16 protein-coding genes are annotated in these 19286 nt (G+C 54.6%); 6 read left to right on the forward strand and 10 right to left on the reverse strand.

The window, feature by feature from the left end; all coding sequences use genetic code 11:
* The first annotated feature begins 99 nt into the window (after nt 1-99).
* Complete coding sequence (locus tag AC2FLE_RS11635) at nt 100-573, forward strand: GNAT family N-acetyltransferase (protein WP_496697252.1); 474 nt, start codon at nt 100-102, stop codon at nt 571-573.
* Between the two features lie 316 nt (nt 574-889).
* Nucleotides 890-1777 carry an MBL fold metallo-hydrolase gene (locus tag AC2FLE_RS11640; RefSeq protein ID WP_496697178.1) on the forward strand — a complete coding sequence of 296 codons (888 nt, stop codon included), beginning with the start codon at nt 890-892 and terminating at the stop codon, nt 1775-1777.
* Between the two features lie 151 nt (nt 1778-1928).
* Here AC2FLE_RS11640 and AC2FLE_RS11645 read toward each other — a convergent pair whose 3' ends face one another.
* The 8 genes from AC2FLE_RS11645 to AC2FLE_RS11680 form a co-directional block, all read right to left on the reverse strand.
* Nucleotides 1929-3443 carry a M81 family metallopeptidase gene (locus AC2FLE_RS11645; RefSeq protein ID WP_496697180.1) on the reverse strand — a complete coding sequence of 505 codons (1515 nt, stop codon included), beginning with the start codon at nt 3441-3443 and terminating at the stop codon, nt 1929-1931.
* Complete coding sequence (locus tag AC2FLE_RS11650; protein ID WP_496697182.1) at nt 3440-5086, reverse strand: amidohydrolase; 1647 nt, start codon at nt 5084-5086, stop codon at nt 3440-3442. Before AC2FLE_RS11650 ends, AC2FLE_RS11645 begins: the two co-directional genes overlap by 4 nt.
* Nucleotides 5087-5097: 11 nt before the next feature.
* On the reverse strand, nt 5098-6021 hold the full coding sequence (locus tag AC2FLE_RS11655) for an oligopeptide/dipeptide ABC transporter ATP-binding protein (RefSeq protein ID WP_496697184.1): 924 nt from the start codon (nt 6019-6021) through the stop codon (nt 5098-5100).
* Nucleotides 6018-6998: an ABC transporter ATP-binding protein gene (locus AC2FLE_RS11660; protein WP_271948711.1), complete on the reverse strand. Its 981-nt coding sequence runs from the start codon at nt 6996-6998 to the stop codon at nt 6018-6020. The genes AC2FLE_RS11655 and AC2FLE_RS11660 overlap by 4 nt, the downstream gene beginning before the upstream one ends.
* On the reverse strand, nt 6995-7852 hold the full coding sequence (locus tag AC2FLE_RS11665) for an ABC transporter permease (RefSeq protein WP_281995038.1): 858 nt from the start codon (nt 7850-7852) through the stop codon (nt 6995-6997). Before AC2FLE_RS11665 ends, AC2FLE_RS11660 begins: the two co-directional genes overlap by 4 nt.
* A gap of 12 nt (nt 7853-7864) precedes the next feature.
* On the reverse strand, nt 7865-8803 hold the full coding sequence (locus tag AC2FLE_RS11670) for an ABC transporter permease (RefSeq protein ID WP_271948705.1): 939 nt from the start codon (nt 8801-8803) through the stop codon (nt 7865-7867).
* An 86-nt stretch (nt 8804-8889) separates the two neighbouring features.
* On the reverse strand, nt 8890-10455 hold the full coding sequence (locus AC2FLE_RS11675; RefSeq protein ID WP_496697187.1) for an ABC transporter substrate-binding protein: 1566 nt from the start codon (nt 10453-10455) through the stop codon (nt 8890-8892).
* 21 nt (nt 10456-10476) lie between these two features.
* Nucleotides 10477-12453, reverse strand: a complete 1977-nt coding sequence (locus AC2FLE_RS11680; protein ID WP_496697189.1) for a CocE/NonD family hydrolase — start codon at nt 12451-12453, stop codon at nt 10477-10479.
* Between the two features lie 128 nt (nt 12454-12581).
* On the opposite strand from AC2FLE_RS11680, the gene AC2FLE_RS11685 reads away from it, so the two are divergent.
* Nucleotides 12582-13343 carry a helix-turn-helix transcriptional regulator gene (locus AC2FLE_RS11685; RefSeq protein ID WP_281972993.1) on the forward strand — a complete coding sequence of 254 codons (762 nt, stop codon included), beginning with the start codon at nt 12582-12584 and terminating at the stop codon, nt 13341-13343.
* A gap of 371 nt (nt 13344-13714) precedes the next feature.
* Here the strand turns inward: AC2FLE_RS11685 and AC2FLE_RS11690 are convergent, their stop codons facing one another.
* Nucleotides 13715-15541, reverse strand: a complete 1827-nt coding sequence (locus AC2FLE_RS11690) for a BCCT family transporter (protein ID WP_496697191.1) — start codon at nt 15539-15541, stop codon at nt 13715-13717.
* A 485-nt stretch (nt 15542-16026) separates the two neighbouring features.
* Entirely contained in the window at nt 16027-16182 is a 156-nt protein-coding gene (locus AC2FLE_RS11695) for a hypothetical protein (protein ID WP_496697193.1), read from the reverse strand.
* An 87-nt stretch (nt 16183-16269) separates the two neighbouring features.
* Between AC2FLE_RS11695 and AC2FLE_RS11700 the strand changes: the two genes are divergently transcribed.
* The 3 genes from AC2FLE_RS11700 (at nt 16270) to AC2FLE_RS11710 (ending at nt 19182) form a co-directional block, all read left to right on the forward strand.
* Nucleotides 16270-17028 carry an IclR family transcriptional regulator gene (locus AC2FLE_RS11700; protein WP_496697195.1) on the forward strand — a complete coding sequence of 253 codons (759 nt, stop codon included), beginning with the start codon at nt 16270-16272 and terminating at the stop codon, nt 17026-17028.
* 81 nt (nt 17029-17109) lie between these two features.
* A complete protein-coding gene (locus AC2FLE_RS11705; RefSeq protein ID WP_281995033.1) occupies nt 17110-18510 on the forward strand; it encodes a selenium-binding protein SBP56-related protein in 1401 nt (466 codons plus the stop codon).
* A 21-nt stretch (nt 18511-18531) separates the two neighbouring features.
* On the forward strand, nt 18532-19182 hold the full coding sequence (locus tag AC2FLE_RS11710) for a hypothetical protein (RefSeq protein WP_399169210.1): 651 nt from the start codon (nt 18532-18534) through the stop codon (nt 19180-19182).
* The last annotated feature ends 104 nt before the right edge of the window (nt 19183-19286 follow it).

Below are 19286 nucleotides of genomic sequence, written 5' to 3' on the forward strand. Positions count from 1 at the left end.
CCCAGTGAAACCCGTTATTATTCAGTCAACTGAGAAACAGGCGACGCCTGAAACGAAACAATCATGAACCGAACACCAAACGAGTTCGTAGAGCCGGTTATGCTGCGTAGCTTACGCCCTGTCTCGCTCGATGACCTAGGGGCCGTGCACGGGGCCCTTCAAAACCACGACCTGGTCCGCTGGCTGGGGGCATTGCCATTGAATGTCGATTGGGAAACGTCCCGAAAGTACCTTGAGTTCCTCCTGGACCCAGAAGTGGAATCTGCCGCAATCTGTTTGGGTGACCGACTGGTTGGAACCGTCAGCAATGGCCTCGAATTATCATTCTGGCTGGAACCTCGCCTTCACCGTCGCGGCTTGGGAAATTGGGCTATCTCGACTTTTATCGAGAGGCTTCCATCTCATTGTCACACGATTACTGCATGCTGCATGATAGACAATTTCGCGGCTTCGGCAGTACTGGGGCAAATCGGGTTCCAGCGAGATAACCTGCCGTTAAGACGATTTTCGTTTGTTCACGAACACTCTGTTCCGATGTGGCGACACACACTGAAACGGTTCCCTGAAATTTAGGAATCCCAGCACAAATTTCGCTTGCTAATTTACATTGCCAGCTATTGATACTCAACCTCTACGGATTACTTTGATAGCGTTGAGATACTCTGGAAGCTCGGTAGGGAAAAGCCTTGCCGAGGAAACCAATAGCTGAGGACGTCCTTACATATGTGCACTGTGGTGACCTTGTGAAAATAGCGTGTTCATTAATCACCAGCAGCGCGCGCCCAAAACAAGCGGAGCGCCAAGGGGCGTTCAGGTATCTTCCTGAGCGGTCTATTGATCACGCCCCTACGATCACAGCAGGATAGAATTTGAAAAGGAAACAACTGAAATGACAAAAGCAGGCTCGTCAGACAGATCATTCTTACACGGACATGCTGACGGAGGCGTATGGGATAAGGCCGGTGCTCCCACGGGCGAAGATGAGTGGGATCCGATTGATCTCGGGAACGGGATTTTTATGTTGGAAGTCGGCAGTGGGAACCCCGGCGGGACGCTCGGGCTTTTGGTTGGTGATGAAGGTTCTGTCCTGATCGACAATGGTTTGCAAAAAGCCGCCGATGTCACTGTATCCACAACCGAGAAGCTGGCTGGCGGATCGATAGATTTCCTTATCAGTACGCACCTTCATGGCGATCACGTCGGCTGTAATGCGAATTATGCGGCAAGGGGCGCAACTATTCTAGCTCATGACGAAACACGCCGCGCGCTGTTGGAAGATGATCAGTTCGACAAGGCCGGATTGCCGGTCATCACTTTCAATGACAAGATGACGTTCCACCTGAATGGGCAGACAATTGAACTGATACACTTTGCCAATGCGCACACCGTCAGCGACACAATCGTCCATTTTGTCGAGGCTAATGTCATTCATGCTGCTGATTTGTTCTTTAACAAGATCTATCCGTTCGTCGATCTTGAGAATGGCGGCAGCATCGACGGGTTTATTTCAGCTCAAAGACAGATCATCGATTTGGCCAACGACGACACTGTTATCATTGCAGGGCACGGTCCGGCGGGTAACAAGTTCGACATGCAGGCTTCGGTCGATTTGATGCTTGCGATCAAGGACACGATGAAACCCCTCGTCGATCAGGGCATGTCCATGGATGAAGTCCTGGCGCAAAATCCGTTATCCGTCTTTGAGAAGTTCGCCTGGTTTCACATTCCAACCGAGCGGATGACGATGATCATCTATTGTCTGCTGGCAGAGAACTGAAATTCTCTTGGCCGAATTCACCTCCTAGAATTTGGCCGTCAAGAATAAGGGCACAATGCGAGGCAGTAAGCTGCCTCGCTCAAAACCCCACACAGCCCGCAATAGGCGCGCTTCACAGATGATAATGGACCCGCTAGATCAACGGAATTCACTAGCCTGTGCCAGTTGAGGCAACGGTACCGCAGCGAGTGTTCGCCAGCCTTCTGGTGATACAAGTGTAGGGGATTTCTTTCAGGTTGCAGAGAAAGGCACCTGGCGAAGAAACGGAACAGATATTTCCTGCAATAGGTTCGAAATCCGCTCGGAAATGTACGGTGCTTTTTACACAGATAACCGCGTAGTTCGTTGGGTCTAATCCGATATGAGTAAAATGCGCGCGATCAAGACATTGGTTCCGTATACTTGTGACAACAAGGTCAATACTTGCCTCATGCCCAACCAAACGTAGGGCAGCTGTCTCGCCCAGCGTAGCTACCCCACCGCCATACATTTTTCCGGTATAGCGACAAAGGCCATCACCCAAAGCCAGAACTTCAAACTCTGCTTTGACTGGAACGTGCCCAGCCAAGTTGGACTTTGCACCGACCGCAAGTTTTATCCGTGCACCTTCTCCGGCCTCATGGGCTTGTTTTGCACTTTCAGGGTCATGGAACAGACCCATTAAGACACTCTTTGTCCCGCCCTCAATCAGTGCTGCCAGCAAACCTGTAGTATCTGATGTCCCGCCCGCACCAGCGTTGTCCTGGACATCTGCGACAACAATGGGTTTTCCCCGCCTCTCGCGACATATCGAAACGGTTTCCTCTAGAGACAACATCGAACAATCAAGATCGGCTTCGCGAGATACGAACAAATGCACGACTTCTTCCGCGGCAGCAGCAGCTTTCTGGGCGGTGGCCGCGTAGGCAAGACATGATGGGCCTGTGTCTGAGAAGTCCGCCGCGGTGAAGCCGAGGGCAATTTCTGCCAGAATTTCCTGCTTCTCAAATCTTTCGGGCAACTGATAGATCTCGCTGAATGGCTTGGAGCCCGTATGTTGCGCATGCAGAGGGATGAGGTAAGGCACCGGTTGGAAAGCCTTGTAGAGCGTTTCGCCCGCTAGCAACCGCTGCAGGACAGGAACGCATCGTGCGCCGGTTTCCGCCATATCCAAGTGGGGATAGGTTCTGAAAACAGACAAATAGTCTGCATTGTCGACCATCTCAGCCGAGATGTTGGCGTGAAGGTCTAAACTTGCGACCACTGGCAATTCGAAGCCCACAACTTCACGTACACGACGCAGAAGCTCTCCCTCACCGTCAGCGAAGCTTTCGGTGACCATTGCCCCGTGGAGATCGAGATAAACGCCATCAATGTCGCCCACATCCCGGATGCGATCCAACAACATCTCGCAAATTGTTTCGAATGCGTGATCGGTTACATGTGCGGACGGTTCGGCAGAACACCACAGGGTTGGTGCGACTTCAAATCCTGCTGCCGCTGCAGCCTTCGCAAAACCGGCGATAGGTAGGTTCATGCCAAACGTTTCCGATATCACCTGCGCACCGTGCAACATGCTGGGCCAGGAATCGGCCATCTCAAACTCGTGCAGACCGGCCTGCGTCACACCAAAGCAATTAGTTTCATGCTGAAAACCCGCGATCGCAATACGCTTGGTCGCCATCATGTGTGCTCGATTTCTTGTTCGGCATGGGGCGCAGCAAAAACACTTTGGCCATAGCGGATCGTTTCAAGCACCCGCGTATCTGTCAGGCGGTCCGGATCGTGCAGTGGATTACGCGAAAGGACAACAAAGTCAGCAACTTTGCCCGGTTCGACAGAACCGCGCTGCTCGTCCTTGAAGACTTGCCAAGCAGCGTCGATGGTCTGAGCGCGTAAGGCTGACAGAACGCTGATCTTCTGATCTTCACCGAGCACGCGGCCAGAAACGGATTTTCGATTTACCGCACAGTGGGCCAGATGAATCGGACGCGTCGGCGTGACCGAGGCATCATTGTGGATTGTATATCGCAAGCCAAACCGCTCAGCAGACGCCGCAGGGGATATCCGCTCGGAGCGCTGCGGCCCCAAGAATGTATCGTAGTGGCGATCACCCCAAAAATGTATATGAGCCGGAAAGAAACTGACGGTAAGTCCAAGCTGGACCATACGCTCCAACTGATCATCCCGCAGAGCTTGACCGTGGATAATGGTGTGGCGATGATCTGGGCGAGGATGCGCAATAAGCGCCTTTTCCACCGCATCTATGAACATCTCGGCACCGGCATCACCATTGCAGTGGCAATGCATTTGCAAGCCCCTGCTATGAAGTTTTCTGACGTCGGCATCTAACTGTTCTTGTGAGGTGTAAACCATCCCACAAGGGTGACAGGGATCGGACGGCTTGAAATACGGGGTAGACAAAAACGCGGTCTGCAACTGAAAAGCCCCGTCCGTGAACAATTTGCGCGGACCCAGTGTGAAATGCGGGTTGCCGGGCCAATTCGTACCGATCCAATGCTCGGACAATTCGGGTTCCAGACTTCCGACGGGTAAGAGCTCAATGTCTATTCCCGGATCCAGATCCGCGGGCTGGCTGGCAAAGTGTTCCAACATGGTTTGCGACGCCCAGGCGTTTTGGGCATAGGTCACACCATAGGATAGGTATTCGTCACGACAGGCCTCAAAGCCTTGCCAGAACCTTTCGCGGTCGATCAGGAAATCAGTATCGCCCATCTCGCCCATGGCCGATAATCCTTCGATCAATCCCGTCAGGGCTCCGGTTTCAGGATCACGGCCAAAGCGGCCGCCTTCTGGATCAGGTGTTTGACAGGTTAACCCGCGCTTCTGAAGGGCAACAGAATTGGCTACGCCACAGTGCCCCGACGCATGAATAACCCAGATTGGATGACGCTGTGATACATCGTCCAGCTCAGCCCGCGTGGGCATGCGGCCTTCGCGAATGGCAGTATTATCAAACAACACGCCCATGACCCACTCACCCTCGGGCGTCTCGCCAGCCTTTTCCCGAATCCTAGTCAACGCCTGCGCCATGTGTTTGCAGTCCCCTAAAGGAGGCGAAGATAGGTCGACACGGAACAGCCGTATGAACCCTGGATCCGGGAAATGCCCGTGCGGGTCGATAAACGCCGGCATCAGTGTACGACCCTGAAGGTTATACTCATGTGAGTCAGCCGGCATGCGTGCGCGCAGATCTGCTTCAGCACCGACGGCCTGAATTCTTTTGCCCTCGGTCAGAACAGCCTCTGGAGAGGAGTTCTGTGCATCCATAGTCAGGATTGTGCCGTTAAAATATAGTGTGCTTGGCATTGGGTTTCCTACTAAGACAGCGGTGCCAGACAACGCAGCCCGTGGCCGCCATTTACTTCCCATTCCGGAGTCTGGGTGCAGATATCCTTGGCAAAGGGACAACGCTCGCGGAACTCACAACCGGACGGGCGTTTGAGCAAACTGGGGGGCTCACCTTTAAGAGCGATCCGTTCCAACCGCGCATCCGGGTCCGGCTCTGGGTTGGCACTCAGCAGGCAGCGGGTATAGGGATGGCGCGGCTCGTTAAAGATGGCCTCGGTTGTACCTTCTTCAACCAATCGGCCCAAATACATGATGCCCATTCTGTCAGCCACATGGCGTACGACGCTAAGGTTATGCGTGATAATCACCATCGCCAGCCCCAGCCTTTCGCGCAGGTCGTTAAGCAGGTTCAACAGCTCGCCCTGAACCGACACATCGAGACCTGCAGTGGGCTCATCCGCAAGGATCAATTTGGGTTCCAGTGCCAGTGCACGTGCCACACCCACACGCCGAGCTTGGCCACCAGATAGCTGATAAGGATAGCGGTCCGCGAAATGCGTGGGCAAGTTGACCATTTCCAACAGGCGCTTGGCTTCGGCGTCCATGTCACGGTCTTTCATGCCCTGAATGCGGTAAGGCTCGGTAATCAGACTGCGGATGGTCAGACGCGGCGACAGGCTTCCAACCGGGTCTTGAAACATCATCGCCATGTCTTTGCGCAACGGGCGCATGACCCTTTCGGGTGCGCCCCGAATTTCCTGACCTTCGAAGGTGACCGAGCCATCTTGCGCAGGTGCTAACCCGGCAATGGCGCGAATGACCGTGGTTTTACCAGACCCACTTTCACCAACCAGCGCGTAAGTCTCTCCGGGTTCTACGGTAAAGCTGACACCCGCCAGTACATTGACCGGGCCATAGCTGGTATTGAGGTCCACAACGTTCAGCAAGCTCATGATGCGACCTCCTGATGGTTCAGCCAGCACGCAGCGTGATGGCCCTCTTTCAATTGATCCAGTGGCGGCACTTCGGTGGCGCAGCGCGCCATGGCCTGATCACAACGATCCCTGAAAATGCAGCCCCCCGGCAGGTTGGCCAAGTCGGGCACTTCACCGGGGATGGTTGGCAATACACGGGCACGCTCTTTGATGTGACCGGGGTCGCATTCGATCAGTCGGCGTGTGTAAGGGTGTTTAGGATTGTGGAAAATCTCCCGCACGTCCCCGCTTTCAACAACTGCGCCAGCATACATCACAACAACCCTGTCGCAGAGTTCCGCGATCACGCCCAAATGGTGCGAGATGAACAAGATGGCACAGTGAAACTCACGCTGCAGCTCTTGCAGGCGCTCAATGATCTGCACCTCCAGCGTCGCATCCAGTGCAGTTGTCGGCTCATCCGCAATCAAAAGATCAGGTTCGGACATCAACGCCATCGCGATGGCGATCCGTTGACGCATCCCACCAGAGAATTCATGCGGATATTGCGCCAGACGCGCCTCAGGGTCAGGAATGCCAACAGCGCCCAACATTTTGGCCGCGTGCGCCAACTTGTCAGCCTTGGACTGTCTGGATCGGTGCTGAATATCCAGCATCTGCTGACCGATAGTCAGAACCGGGTTGTGCGTTTGCATCGGATCCTGAAAGACGATGGATATATCCGCCCCGCGCAGGTCCCGCATGTGCCGCTCAGAGGCTTGCAGCAAATCCTTCCCCTTGAACCTAATTTCTCCTTCACGGAACCGGGTATTGGGCGCGGTCAAACGCAGAATGGATGAGATCAACGTGGATTTACCACAACCGGACTCTCCCACGATGCCAACGATTTCACCTTTGTTGACGTTGAATGTGATGTCCCTCAATGCCCTGAGGTCGCCACGGCCTGTTTCGTAATCGACGCAAAGCTGGTCGATTTCCAGAAGTGTCTCGGTCATCGCTGTTTCCTCAGTTTCGGGTCAACTACATCGCGCAGGCTTTCACCCAGAAACGTGAAGCCAAGCGTTGCCAGAATGATCGGCAGGCCTCCGCCAACGACCAACCAAGGAGTTTGGCGGATCAGGGAATAGCCATCCTTAAGCAAAGCACCCCAGCTCGGGGTCGGAGGCTTAACGCCCAGACCCAGGAAGGACAGGCCGGCCTCAAGCGCGATGACTGTGGGGATATCCATGGCTGCCAACACAGCCAGAACGCCAATGATGTTGGGCAGCATGTGAACGCCTAGAATGCGCGCCATGCTGGCCCCCATCGACCGTTCGGCCAAGATGAATTCGGAATTGCGCAATGTCAGCGTTTGGGTCCGCGCGACACGCCCATAGGTTGGGATCGAGGTCGCCATGACGACAAACACGACCGTCTGCAGACTGGGCCCGATCAGGGCCACAACAGCCAGCGCGAACATCACTGTCGGAAAGGATCGGATGGTATCAAAGAACAGCATTAGAAGATTATCGAGCCACTTCGGCCCATACCCTGCAATCATGCCCAGTGTCAGGCCAATCGCCATTGCTCCGAACACGGCGGGCAATGCCACCTTGAGCGCAACTTGGCCCCCCGCGATGACCCGCGAAAACGTATCGCGCCCTAACTGATCTGTGCCCAGCAGGTGTGCTGTGGACGGTCCCTGCAAGCGGGATTTGATATCCATCGCAATCGGATCATAGGGTACGATCCAATACGCAAAGATTGCGCAGAAAACGATGACACCGACGATGATTAAGCCCATGAGACCAAGCGGGTCGCGCGCAACGCCGACTATGATCTGGCCCATTTCGGAACGAGATTTTTCCATGTGCCTGCCTCCTCAATGAGCCGTGCGCGCGCGTGGATCAAGCAGCGCATTGATCAGATCGGCCAATGCGGTCGACACCACGAACAAAGCTGTTGATACTAGGACAGAGCCCATCACAATCGGGTAGTTTCGGGTCGTAATGCTGTCGATGACCAGTTTGCCTAAACCAGGTCGGGCAAAGACGATTTCAGCGAAAACCGCCGAGCTGAGAAGAAAACCCATCCCAACACCGATGACGGTAACCACGGGCAAAATGGCGATCCGCAGCGCGTACACCATGACCACGCGACGTTCGGCGATACCAAAGGCTCGGGCCGTGCGGACATGGCTTTCACCCATAACCTCCAGCATCGAGGCGCGTACCAACCGGGCAATATAGCCAACCCAACTGAGCCCGATGGCAAAGGCGGGCAGGACCAGATGGTCAAGACGGTCAAGGAAGCCTTCCCCGGCACCGATCGCGGGAAACCACTGTAGATGCACCGCAAAAACCAAAAGAGCCAAGAGCGCGACGACAAAGGCCGGAGCGGCCACAAAACTGACAGATATCGCGGCGGCAACTCGGTCGATCAACGTATTGGGATGCGCAGCCGCATAGGCGCCGAGTGCGATGCCCAGCGTAGCTGACCACAGGATCGACGCGAAAATCAGTTCCAATGTGAATGGTAGTTGCTGGAACACGATGTCAGTCACGGAACGACCCGAAAAGACATCGGTTCCCAAGTCACCCTGCAAGAGGTTTCCGTAAAAAATCAAAAGCTGTTTCCAGATTGGCTGGTCCAGCCCCAACGCTACTGTGAGTTGGGCCTGAAGCTCGGGCGTGGCGCGCGGGCCGAGCATGATTTGGACCGGATCGCCTGGCACGGCGCGGATCATCAGGAACATGACGGTGACCGCCACGAACAGGATAAGCAGCGACAGCCCGAAGCGACGGGTTGCGAATTTCAGCATGGCCAACTGGCTCCTTTTGGCTTGATGGCGTTGGTGTTGGTACGGCGAGCGTTACGCACCCGCCGCACCCGGTCGACCTGGGGAGATCAGGTCGCCTTGCCAAAATAGCGAAGCAGGGACAGGCCATCTGGCCGCAGCGCTGGAATGACGCGTGCGCTGTGAATAACCGGTGTCGCCTCGTGAGTGATAAAGCGATAAGCACCGCTTTCTTCCATCAGATCCTGCGCACGCTGATACATTTCAGCTCGCTTTCCGATGTCCGTTTCAGCAGCCGCAGATTCATGGATTTCGTTAAATTCCGGGCTGTTAAACCGTTCCCAGTTCCATTTTCCGATCTGTTCTGGTGTGAACCACGACGTCGCATAATACGGATCAGGCGTCATCGAGAAACGGTTCAGAACAAGCTGTAGGTTTTCATTGTCACCAGACGCCCAGAATGCCCCAGATTCCAGAACGTTAACCTCAACCGTAATTCCGATCTGCGCCAGCGTCGCCTGAATAATCTGTGCAGTTGTTGTAAAGGTCGTCTTGTTCAACGTATCGAGGGTTAGCGTGACATTGGTTTCACCGGATTCCGCGAGCAACTGCGCGGCTTTCTCGAAGTTCGCCTCAGGTGGTACAAGCGAAGATGGCCGATGGCCAGCAAGGCCCGGTGCGATGATGCCGGTAGCCGGTTCAGCAGCTCCAAAATATGCTGCCTCCAGGATGCTCGGAACATCCACTGCGTGCTGAATCGCCTGCCGCAGTTTCTGATTTTGCAGCTTTGGATGCTCGACGTTCATTCCCATCCAGACATAGTAAAGCGAGGGTTTCTCTACCAGAGAACCACCATTGGGAACTCCGGCGCGATACCGTTCGACCGAGCCCAGCGACACGCGGGTGACGTCCAGCTCACCGGCCTCAAAGGCAATCTCGGCGGTGTTTTCATCATCAATCGGGTAAATCTCGACGGTGTCCCAGGCGGGTGCATCCCCTTTCCAGTCAGGGTTGCGCTTGAGGACGGTCTTTTCCTTGGGCGACCAGCTGTCCCGCAGATACGGGCCGGATTCCGCAACCGGATCAGCCCCGATGCGGCCACCGGCGGCTTCGACCGCTGCCTTCGAGACGATGTTTCCAGTAATATACGGCAGGGCAATCGACCAGATCGGGGCAAACGGGCTGTTCAGAACGATTGTCCCTTCACGGTCTCCTGTCACTTCAACATGGCTGAATGGCCCTAGGTCGGGCTTATTCGGACTGTCGGTCGTGTCGTCCACGATCCGTTCCATGCTGAATTTGACGTCTTCAGCAGTCATCGCGCCAAATCCGTTGGTGAATCCAATATCGTCACGCAATGCGAACTTGATATGGGTCGGGTCAACCTGCTCGATCATAGTTGCCGCATCCATTTGCCAACCCCATTCCTCGCCCGGCTTGTATTGGATCAGCTTGTTGTAGATGGAGGCATGCACTTCTTCTTCAACGACACCAACGGAATGTGCTGGATCCATGTTCTGTGCATCACCATAAGCCCGCACCCGCAGAACACCGTCATCTGCTGCAAACGCGCGGTTCGCCCACCCCATCGGAAGCGCTGTAGCGGCCCCTAGCGCAGTTGCGCCTTTCAGAAACCTCCGGCGACCAACATTGGCCTTTGTCCATTCGATCTTCATAGTATCCTCCCTTAGATTAAGTCAGAGAAGTCCGCGTGGAACGGTTTCGGACCATTCCCTTGTTAGGACTTCGATTTCATTTGCGCCTTCAGTGGCGCGTAGTTTGCGGTAGAGATAGAAATTCTCGGTGTCACAGCTCATGCGGCACTCGGTCGTGATGGCGACCTGCCATTCTTCGCGCTCGAACGAAAAACTCCAAGCGGTCTCGAAATACGCGGTTGTCGGATCATCGGGGTGAATGCGGTAAAGCATGCGTACGTCGCTACCAACAATCAGATCGTGGTAGGGATCGCGCGTTTTACCATAGTCATCAAACGTTTCCAGAACCACGCAACCGCTTTCGGTCACCGTGCGTTCTGATTGCGCTGAAGGTAAACGCAACTGCTCAGCTGCCAGAACCGGATACGCCTGCGCCGGACCGGGTTCAGAGGCTTGAATTTCATGCGCAACTTCACGCACTGGCAAATGCAGAGCACAATCTAGCAAGTGTAAAGTCACCGTGGCCGATTGAGGTGCTGGCCAGACAATCGGCCAGTAAGACGTCGTCAACGCCAGTCGCAAAACGTGGCCCTCGCGCAAATGGTGCGCACATTCGTTCAGCGTGATTTCAGCCTCGTAGAGCTCACCTGGTTGCAGGACCTGCGGCGTCTCATGACTGTGGTAGTGACACAGGTTCAACGGACGATAGCTGATCCGCTGTGACACACCTTCGGGTGAAACATCACACAGCCGCGCGACAAGCTGGGCAACAGGCTGATCCACTGAAAACTGAAACTTTAGCTTTGCCCGACCCAGCAGCTCGAGCGGTGCTTGCAGCGGCGAGCTGTCAAAACAGACCGATAAGGCATCATCACCGGCCTGATCCCCTGCAAGTTCATTGTCGATACGCATGCCCGCGCAAAAATACCCGCTATCTTCACCAACATAGCAAGGCGATGCGACAGCGACCGCACCAACCACCGGGTCCCGCGAAAACCCGCCAGGAACCAGATGCCAGACCCGTTCCGAGACATGAGGTGACGGCCATGCAGTCTCTGCAATCCAACGACCTTTCCGAGGACCGTTTTGCGCAGTCGGATTGAAGTGTTCCTGCATGTAAGTCCGATAGGCAGGCAAATCCTCGGCGCCGTTTTGTTGTCCCTTCAGCCACCGGTCAAACCATCCGACGACTTCGGAATGAAAATCTGCGGGATCGAGCTTTGAGATGTGCGGATAGCGGTGTTCCCACGGCCCAATGATAGCTTTGGTTGGCGCCGTCAGGTTGGCTGCCAAAGCCGGAGGCGCATTGACGTAAGCATCTGCCCAGCCTGTAATCGCCAAGACAGGGGTTTGGATCGCGGTCCAATCCTCGCAAACTGAGCCGTGCTTCCAATATGGGTCGCGCGTCTGATGTCGCAGCCAATCTGCAGAAGAGAATGGGACGTTTTGCAATCGGGCAAGCCAGTCCTGTCGCCAATCTGCGCGAAGCTCTGGATCAGCTGGGCGCGTCAGATAGGCAAACATCTGACTGCCCCAATTCATGTTGTCACTCAGCAGGCACCCACCCATGAAATGGATGTCATCGGCATATCGATCCACAGTCGAAGCGACACTGACGATGGCTTTCAGTGCAGGTGGTTGCCTGAAGGCCAGCTGCAGACCATTAAACCCGCCCCAAGATATCCCAATCATCCCGACATTGCCGTCACACCAATCCTGCGCGGCAATCCAGGCTATGACTTCCTCACCATCATGCAGTTCCTGTTCCGAGTATTCGTCGTCGAATTGCCCTTCGCTGTCCCCGGTGCCAGCTATGTCGACCCGAATACAGGCATAGCCCGCCTTTGCAAAAACCGTGTGTGTTGTTTCGTCTCTGGGCGCGGTGCCGTCACGTTTGCGATATGGCAGATATTCCAGAATGGCCGGTGTGGGGCCTGTCTCGGGCAACCAGAGGCGCGCCGCAAGCCGTCGCCCATCGGCGAGTGTGATCCATATGTTTTCGATTGTTTCGATTGGCATCTGAAGCTTGTCTGTTACGATCTGATGCTGAAGAAGAAACCGATTTGCAGATAAATCAAATTGTGCAATCTTATGCGAGTTGACGCAGCTTGCAGTGATATAGCGTCAAAACGCGAAAGGTTTTTCTTGTGTCCGAGTATTTTTCTGCCAACTTACGATCGTTGTGCGCAGAGCATGGAAACATTTCGCAGATTTGCCGCGAAATCGGCGTCAATAGACAGCAATTCAATCGCTATTTGAATGGCTCCAGCCTGCCCTCTGCCCATAACATGCGCCGCATTGCACGTCATTTCGACCTGACCGAAGCACAGCTTTTCGAGGAAACTGCAAGCTTCGAACGAATGCTAAGAGGCGTCCTGCCACAAGTTGGGAAAACGCCCACAGATGCATTTTTGGAACCCTTCCGGGGGCAACAGAAGAACCTGAGGCGCTATATAGGTTTTTATCATTCCTATTTCTGCACGCCATCTTGGGAAGGAAAAATCTTCTGTTCATTGATCCGCATTCAGGAAGTTGAAGGGCTAATCACGATCCGGTCCCGTGAAATTGCCACGTCTCCAGACAAGAGCATGCATCAGATTTCGCGCTACGCTGGCTTTGTAACTATGCGCGGGAACAGGATATTCGTGACCGAACACGAGCTCGCGCGCGAAGGCAGCGTTTCCAATACAATCTTGTACTCGGCGCATCGCCAGCAACTGAAGTATTTGCGAGGGATGACCATGGGCGTTGCTTGGCGCCCATACCCCCATCCATACGCAGCCAAAACAATCTGGAAACGTCTGCACGAACGCGTAACTGCGCGCGAGGCGATCGCAGCTTGTGGCATTTACCCAATTCAAAGTAATAGGATTGATCCAACTGTCAGAAAGCACCTGACCGAGGTTTGAATCGCCGGATTGACATAAGCGGCAGCACCGTTCTTTAGGTGCCGACTCCAATTCCGGTAGCAATTTTTCGTCCAAGCTGTACGAGATCAATTCGTACCAGTTCTTCGAGACAGCACTGACAATGCCGCAAGTCTAGCTCGTGCAACGGGTAATGTTCGTCTCTGATTGCAGCGAAGAGGCGGATTATGACCCAGGCATCAACACCGATCTGGCAATACCATGTGCGCGCAGTAGCATTTGTGCTGCTTCTGCAAACATGCTGCCTGTCTGACGTCTGGCACGAAACACTGGTCAGAACTTAACCCACCGCTGCACGAAAACGCCGCCCCCGATCAAAGGGGCGGCGCAAGGTTCGTAACGCTATAGGTTGATTACTCGGCAGCCTGTGTGCTTGCGTCAGCATGCTTGTCACGCTGTCCGTCGCGGTAAAGCGCTTTGGTCAGCGAGACCATCATCAGGGCCATCACCATGGTAAATGGCAATGCACCGATGATCATCGCGTTGCGCAACGCATCCATCGGGTTGTTTTCCCCTGCAGCAAGGATCAACGCGCCGATCACAGCCGTCAGGATCACCCCCCAGATGATGCGGTGCTTGATGCCGGTCTCCTGGCTGCCGCCGGACATGATGGTGTTCATCACCAGAATGCCCGAGTCAGCTGAGGTCACCAGGAAGGTCATGATCAGGATCACGCACATGACGTTCAGCATGGACAGCAGCCCTCCGTCGATCATGTAGGACAGGGTCACGAACAGCTTGTTTGTGTTCGAGGCACCAATGATCGCGCCTTCTGCGGCACCGGCCAATTCCAGATCAATCGCAGTACCACCCAGAACAGTCATCCAGGCAAAGCACACCAGCGCCGGTGCAAAGACACAGCCCAGAATGAACTCACGTACCGAACGACCTTTGGAGATGCGCGCAAGGAACAGACCCACGAACGGCGAGAACGCGATCCACCAGGCCCAGTAGAACGTGGTCCAACCGGCCTGCCAGCCGAATTGACGACCCTGCTCACCAGCGGCATATGCCGCGGCCAGCGTGGCCTCGTCCAGTTCAGCTGCTGCGCCTTCCAAGCCGCTCTTGAAACCATCAAAGCTGCCCCAGGCGTTAGTTGCGCCACCCATCAGGGCATCCGCATGTGCCTGCGCTTCAGCGGGCAGAGCCGCCGCAAAGGCCTCGGCTGACAGCGGACCATAGGCACCGAAGCTCAGCGAGAGGAAGTTCAGAAGGTAGTCAACCAGCGCTGTACCATAAGTGGTCATGGCAAAGACGAAGGACCCGAAGATCACAAACGTGCCCAGCAGGATGATCGACAGGACAAGGTTCAGGTTCGACAGGTATTTAACACCCCGGCCAACACCCGAGACAGCCGAAATGATGGACAAGCCCATGATAACGACCAGACCTGCAATCAGACCAACTTTGCTTGGCGTCGGAACATCTCCGCCAAAGTCCATGATCCATTCCATGCCGGTGATGGCATAGAGACCGTCGATGAACTGGCTGACGCCAAAACCGATAGTCACGGACACACCCAGGATCGTTGCAACAACGCCCAGAACGTCGACCACATGGCCAAGGAAACCGTTCATCAAACGACCGAACAGCGGTGTCAGAGCCGCGCGAATGGTCAGAGGCATGTCACGGGTATAGGCGTAATAGGCCAGCGACAGGCCGGTCACCACATAGATTGCCCAGGCGTGGAAGCCATAGTGCAGGAACGTGTACCGATAGGCCGACTGAACGGATTCGGGATCGTTGCCAGCAACTGCACCGGAGACGACCTCGGGGTTTGATCCCCACAGGCCCAGCGGTTCAGCGGTCGCAAAGACCATCAGGCCGACACCCAGACCGGCGCCAAACATCATCGAGAACCACGAGAAGTTCGAGAACTCGGGCTTTTCGCCAGGTGTTCCCATGACCCGCTTCCCTGTCGACGGCAGGATCGCCACAATCACCAGGAAGATGGCAAACAGGCCAACAATGACAACGTAGAAGCTGTTGAAAATTTCCAACAGCTTGCCATTCCAGCTACCGAGGGTGCTGTTGGCATTGGCCGGGAAGACAAGCGCCCACAGTACAAGGGCAACCATGATGCCCTTGCTGATCAGCGCGATCGGTACGCTGTAATTCTCATAGAAACCGGCATCTGCCGTTTCTATCTCTAGATCCGTAAATGGTTCAGGTAATGACATAAGGTTCCTCCCAGTTGTCACTTTTTCATTATTTTTCCGCACAGGTTAGTTGGCTTTTTACCATGAACCCGACGGGCCTTTGGTTCGTACACACGTGCCGATCTTCTCATGCAGCGTGGCGGTTAGCGCTACGTCTCCGGTAGCGGCACATTCAAGGATTACCGACGGTTCACATCTGGCAGGCGAGCATTGCTCGCCGACTGAAACGACGCGATCAGGTTCAGAAGTGGTCACGTCTGGCTCCAAATTCGGCAATTCCGATTCAGAGCAGAATGCAGCTAGAGAGCGATATCAGTCAAACTCAATTAGCTTTAATTAACTTCAATATAGGTGAAGTCGGCAACTTTCCATGCCAGAATTCGAAAACCGCAGGGATCTACTTAGGTGCATGCATAGGGTCGACACTAATGATCTGAACCGCGCCAACAGGTCGTAACCTTTGAATAGCGTTGGGCCTATCCCGCCCTATCCGACGCGAAACCGGTTCAGTCAATTTCGGCCTCGGCCGGATTGGTAACAGCTACAGTCCCTGTCGCATAGATCTCTATCAGGGCTTCGCCAGCCTGTGATCCTTCTAGCTCAACCTCAATGATCTCAAGGAATTTTTCGGTCTCAATCGCAGCCGCCGCCACTGTCCGCATATAAATTTCCCAAAGATTATACTTGCGTTTGGGCGAAAGATTCTCATCATTCAATATACAGTCTCGTGTTGTGAGAATTTCATTAACATGCACCTAGAACGTCTGATCCAGATACTTGAAATCATCGCAGTCGTCGGACGCCCTGTTTCAGTGGCGGAGGTTCAACGTGCAACCGATCTGCCCAAGCCCACATGTTACCGGCTCATTCAGTCACTTGTTGAACAAAATCTCCTCGACGAACCCTCTGATGACGGAAAATACATCATTGGCGAACGGATGATCAGGATTGCCTTGCTTGGAAAGTCCGATGCCGATGTCCGACGCTGTGCAGCCCCCCTCATGCGCCTCGCAGCGACTAGTTTTAATGAAACGGTTTTTCTTGCGCGCTTTCGCGACAACAAAGTTGAAATCATCCACGTAGAAACACCCGATGATCCCGCTCGTGCCTTCATTCATCCGGGCTTGGGCGTACGTCCCATGCATGCCTGCTCGTGCTCGAAAGCCATTGCCGCCTTTGCGGAACCGGAATTTCGCGAAAGCATCATGTCAGGGAGCCTGAAGGCATATACTGAACACACCAAGACGAACGAAGATGAGCTGCGCCGCGAATTCGAGATAATTAGCGAACGCGGCTTTGCCGATTGTGATCAGGAAATCGACATCGGAATTGCCAGCGTTGCGGCACCGGTATCGATCGGCAACATCGGAGCTACGTTCAGTATTGGTGCGGTTGGCCCCATTCGCCGGTTCCGCACCGAATACCGCATCGAGATCGGCGAGAAACTGAAAGGCTTGTCCAAGAAGGTCAGTGGCGCAATCCAGCTGTGCAACGTAACGGATACATAAGGAAACGAATAACTACCGGCCCTATTGGCCAAAAGGATGACACTGAGAATAGGAAAAATTCAACAAACCGGAGGAAACCAAATGAACCTGAGACCAGATCCAACGTTTCACGCCTCGCCTAAGCTTGCAATGCAGGCACCGGTGGAAAACTACGCCTTCACTGTAATGCTCAGCCCGGACGGATCGCAATCTGATGGCATCGCGGTCATTGACCTCAAACCGGACTCAGACACCTATGGCCAGATCGTACATCAGGTCATTGTTCCCAACAAAGGCGACGAATTTCACCATTTCGGCTGGAACGCCTGTTCGTCATCTCTGTCTCCTCTGACCGGACACGCCTTTCTGGAACGACGTTATCTGATCGTACCTGGAATCCGATCCTCACGTATTTACATCATCGACGTGAAAGACCCGTTGAAGGCCAAGATCCACAAGACGATCGAACCCGAAGAACTATTTGCAAAAACCGGTTATTCGCGCCCGCACACCATCCACTGCGGTCCCGAAGGGATCTATGTTTCCTGCCTTGGAGGTGGCGGCGAAGACGGCACAGACGGACCTCCGGGCATCTTCATTATGGATTGCGAGACGTTCGAAATTATCGGGCAATACGAGATGGATCGCGGCAAGCAGGACAAGCACTATGATTTCTGGTGGAACCTGCCGCAGGACTACATGGTTAGTTCCGAATGGGGTTTGCCGCCGCAGTTTGAAAACGGCGTGGTGCCCGAGGACCTGTTGTCGAACAAGTATGGCCATTCGATCCACTTCTGGGACTTGCGCGCGCGCAAGAATATCCAGACGATGGATTTCGGCGACAATTACCAGATGGCACTGGAAATTCGCCCTGCGCATGACCCGACAAAATCTTATGGTTTCTGTGGTGTCGTGGTGGACACCACCAACCTGCAAGGCGCAATTTTCACATGGTGGCGCGGTGACGACGGCAAATGGCAGTCCAAGAAAACGATCACCATCGACCCGCGCCCCGAAAAGCCCGAGAACCTGCCGCCACTGTTGCAAGGGTTCGAGGCCGTGCCGCCGCTGGTCACCGATATCGACCTGAGCCTAGACGACAAATACCTCTATGTTGCGTGCTGGGGGCTGGGCGAGATGCATCAATACGATGTCAGCGACCCGATGAACCCGAAGCTGACCGGAAAAGTCGAGCTGGGCGGCATCGCCCGTGGCACCAAGCACTCCAACGGCAAGGATTTTGCCTATGGCCCGCAAATGGTAGAAATCAGCCGCGACGGCAAGCGCGTCTACTGGACCAACTCGCTTTATTCCACCTGGGACAACCAGTTCTATCCCGACGACGAAGGCGGACAAATGGTGATGGCCGATGTGGGCGAAAACGGGGGGCTGACGCTGAACAATGACTTTTATGTCGACTTCCCCAAAGGTCTGCGCAGCCACCAAATTCGCCTAGAAGGCGGTGACTGTTCGACCGACAGCTTCTGCTATCCGTCCGTCTAAGAAATGGGCGACATAACAACAATGACAGCCCTTTGGTGGGCTGTCATTTTTTCTGGACTCTACCACGGTATCAACCCCGGCATGGGTTGGCCGTTGGCCGTTTCGGCGGCGTTGATGGAGCGAAAGCACAGCGCCCTGCCAAAAGCGCTGGCAATGTTGGCCACGGGGCATTTCCTCGCGATGATTGGCATCTTGTTGCCATTCTCACTGATGATGTTCCTTGTTCAGTGGGAAGTTCAAATCCGCGTGGTCGCCGGGCTTTTGGTTATCGCCATGGGCCTCTATCTGCTGATCAACCGAAGACATCCGAAAATTCTGGCGCGCGTGCACCCTGCCCGGTTGGCGCTCTGGTCATTCCTCGCTGCGATGGCGCATGGGGCTGGTTTGATGCTGGTGCCAATTTTTCTGGGCATCTGTGCGATTGGAGCGAACGAAACCGGTCATGCCGCAGCACAAACACTTATGAGCAGCAACGTGACGACTGCGTTTCTTGTTGCAGCAGTACACACGTTGTCGATGACAATTGCTGGCGGCACCATCGCAGTTGTGATCTACCTTTGGCTCGGGCTCAGGTTCCTCTCAAAGACATGGTTCAATCTTGATGTCGTTTGGGCACTCAGCCTCATCGCCGTCGGAGCATTCGGACTCTATGCAGCACTTTTGGGCCATTGAAATCGGTTACCCGACCAAATGGCGCCTGTTCACGAGCTGGCAGAAACCCTCAATCCCGGCAGTTAATCTTTCAACGCATTTAGTGGCACCTTAAGCACCGCGTT

The organism is Ruegeria sp. CDSA077 (assembly GCF_059612265.1).

Bases quoted from the DNA above. Each gene is read 5' to 3' on its own strand.
- AC2FLE_RS11635 (WP_496697252.1), top strand. From the start codon at position 100: ATGCTGCGTAGCTTACGCCCTGTCTCGCTCGATGACCTAGGGGCCGTG.
- AC2FLE_RS11640 (WP_496697178.1), top strand. From the start codon at position 890: ATGACAAAAGCAGGCTCGTCAGACAGATCATTCTTACACGGACATGCT.
- AC2FLE_RS11645 (WP_496697180.1), bottom strand. From the start codon at position 3,443: ATGATGGCGACCAAGCGTATTGCGATCGCGGGTTTTCAGCATGAAACT.
- AC2FLE_RS11650 (WP_496697182.1), bottom strand. From the start codon at position 5,086: ATGCCAAGCACACTATATTTTAACGGCACAATCCTGACTATGGATGCA.
- AC2FLE_RS11655 (WP_496697184.1), bottom strand. From the start codon at position 6,021: ATGAGCTTGCTGAACGTTGTGGACCTCAATACCAGCTATGGCCCGGTC.
- AC2FLE_RS11660 (WP_271948711.1), bottom strand. From the start codon at position 6,998: ATGACCGAGACACTTCTGGAAATCGACCAGCTTTGCGTCGATTACGAA.
- AC2FLE_RS11665 (WP_281995038.1), bottom strand. From the start codon at position 7,852: ATGGAAAAATCTCGTTCCGAAATGGGCCAGATCATAGTCGGCGTTGCG.
- AC2FLE_RS11670 (WP_271948705.1), bottom strand. From the start codon at position 8,803: ATGCTGAAATTCGCAACCCGTCGCTTCGGGCTGTCGCTGCTTATCCTG.
- AC2FLE_RS11675 (WP_496697187.1), bottom strand. From the start codon at position 10,455: ATGAAGATCGAATGGACAAAGGCCAATGTTGGTCGCCGGAGGTTTCTG.
- AC2FLE_RS11680 (WP_496697189.1), bottom strand. From the start codon at position 12,453: ATGCCAATCGAAACAATCGAAAACATATGGATCACACTCGCCGATGGG.
- AC2FLE_RS11690 (WP_496697191.1), bottom strand. From the start codon at position 15,541: ATGTCATTACCTGAACCATTTACGGATCTAGAGATAGAAACGGCAGAT.
- AC2FLE_RS11695 (WP_496697193.1), bottom strand. From the start codon at position 16,182: ATGCGGACAGTGGCGGCGGCTGCGATTGAGACCGAAAAATTCCTTGAG.
- AC2FLE_RS11700 (WP_496697195.1), top strand. From the start codon at position 16,270: ATGCACCTAGAACGTCTGATCCAGATACTTGAAATCATCGCAGTCGTC.
- AC2FLE_RS11705 (WP_281995033.1), top strand. From the start codon at position 17,110: ATGAACCTGAGACCAGATCCAACGTTTCACGCCTCGCCTAAGCTTGCA.
- AC2FLE_RS11710 (WP_399169210.1), top strand. From the start codon at position 18,532: ATGACAGCCCTTTGGTGGGCTGTCATTTTTTCTGGACTCTACCACGGT.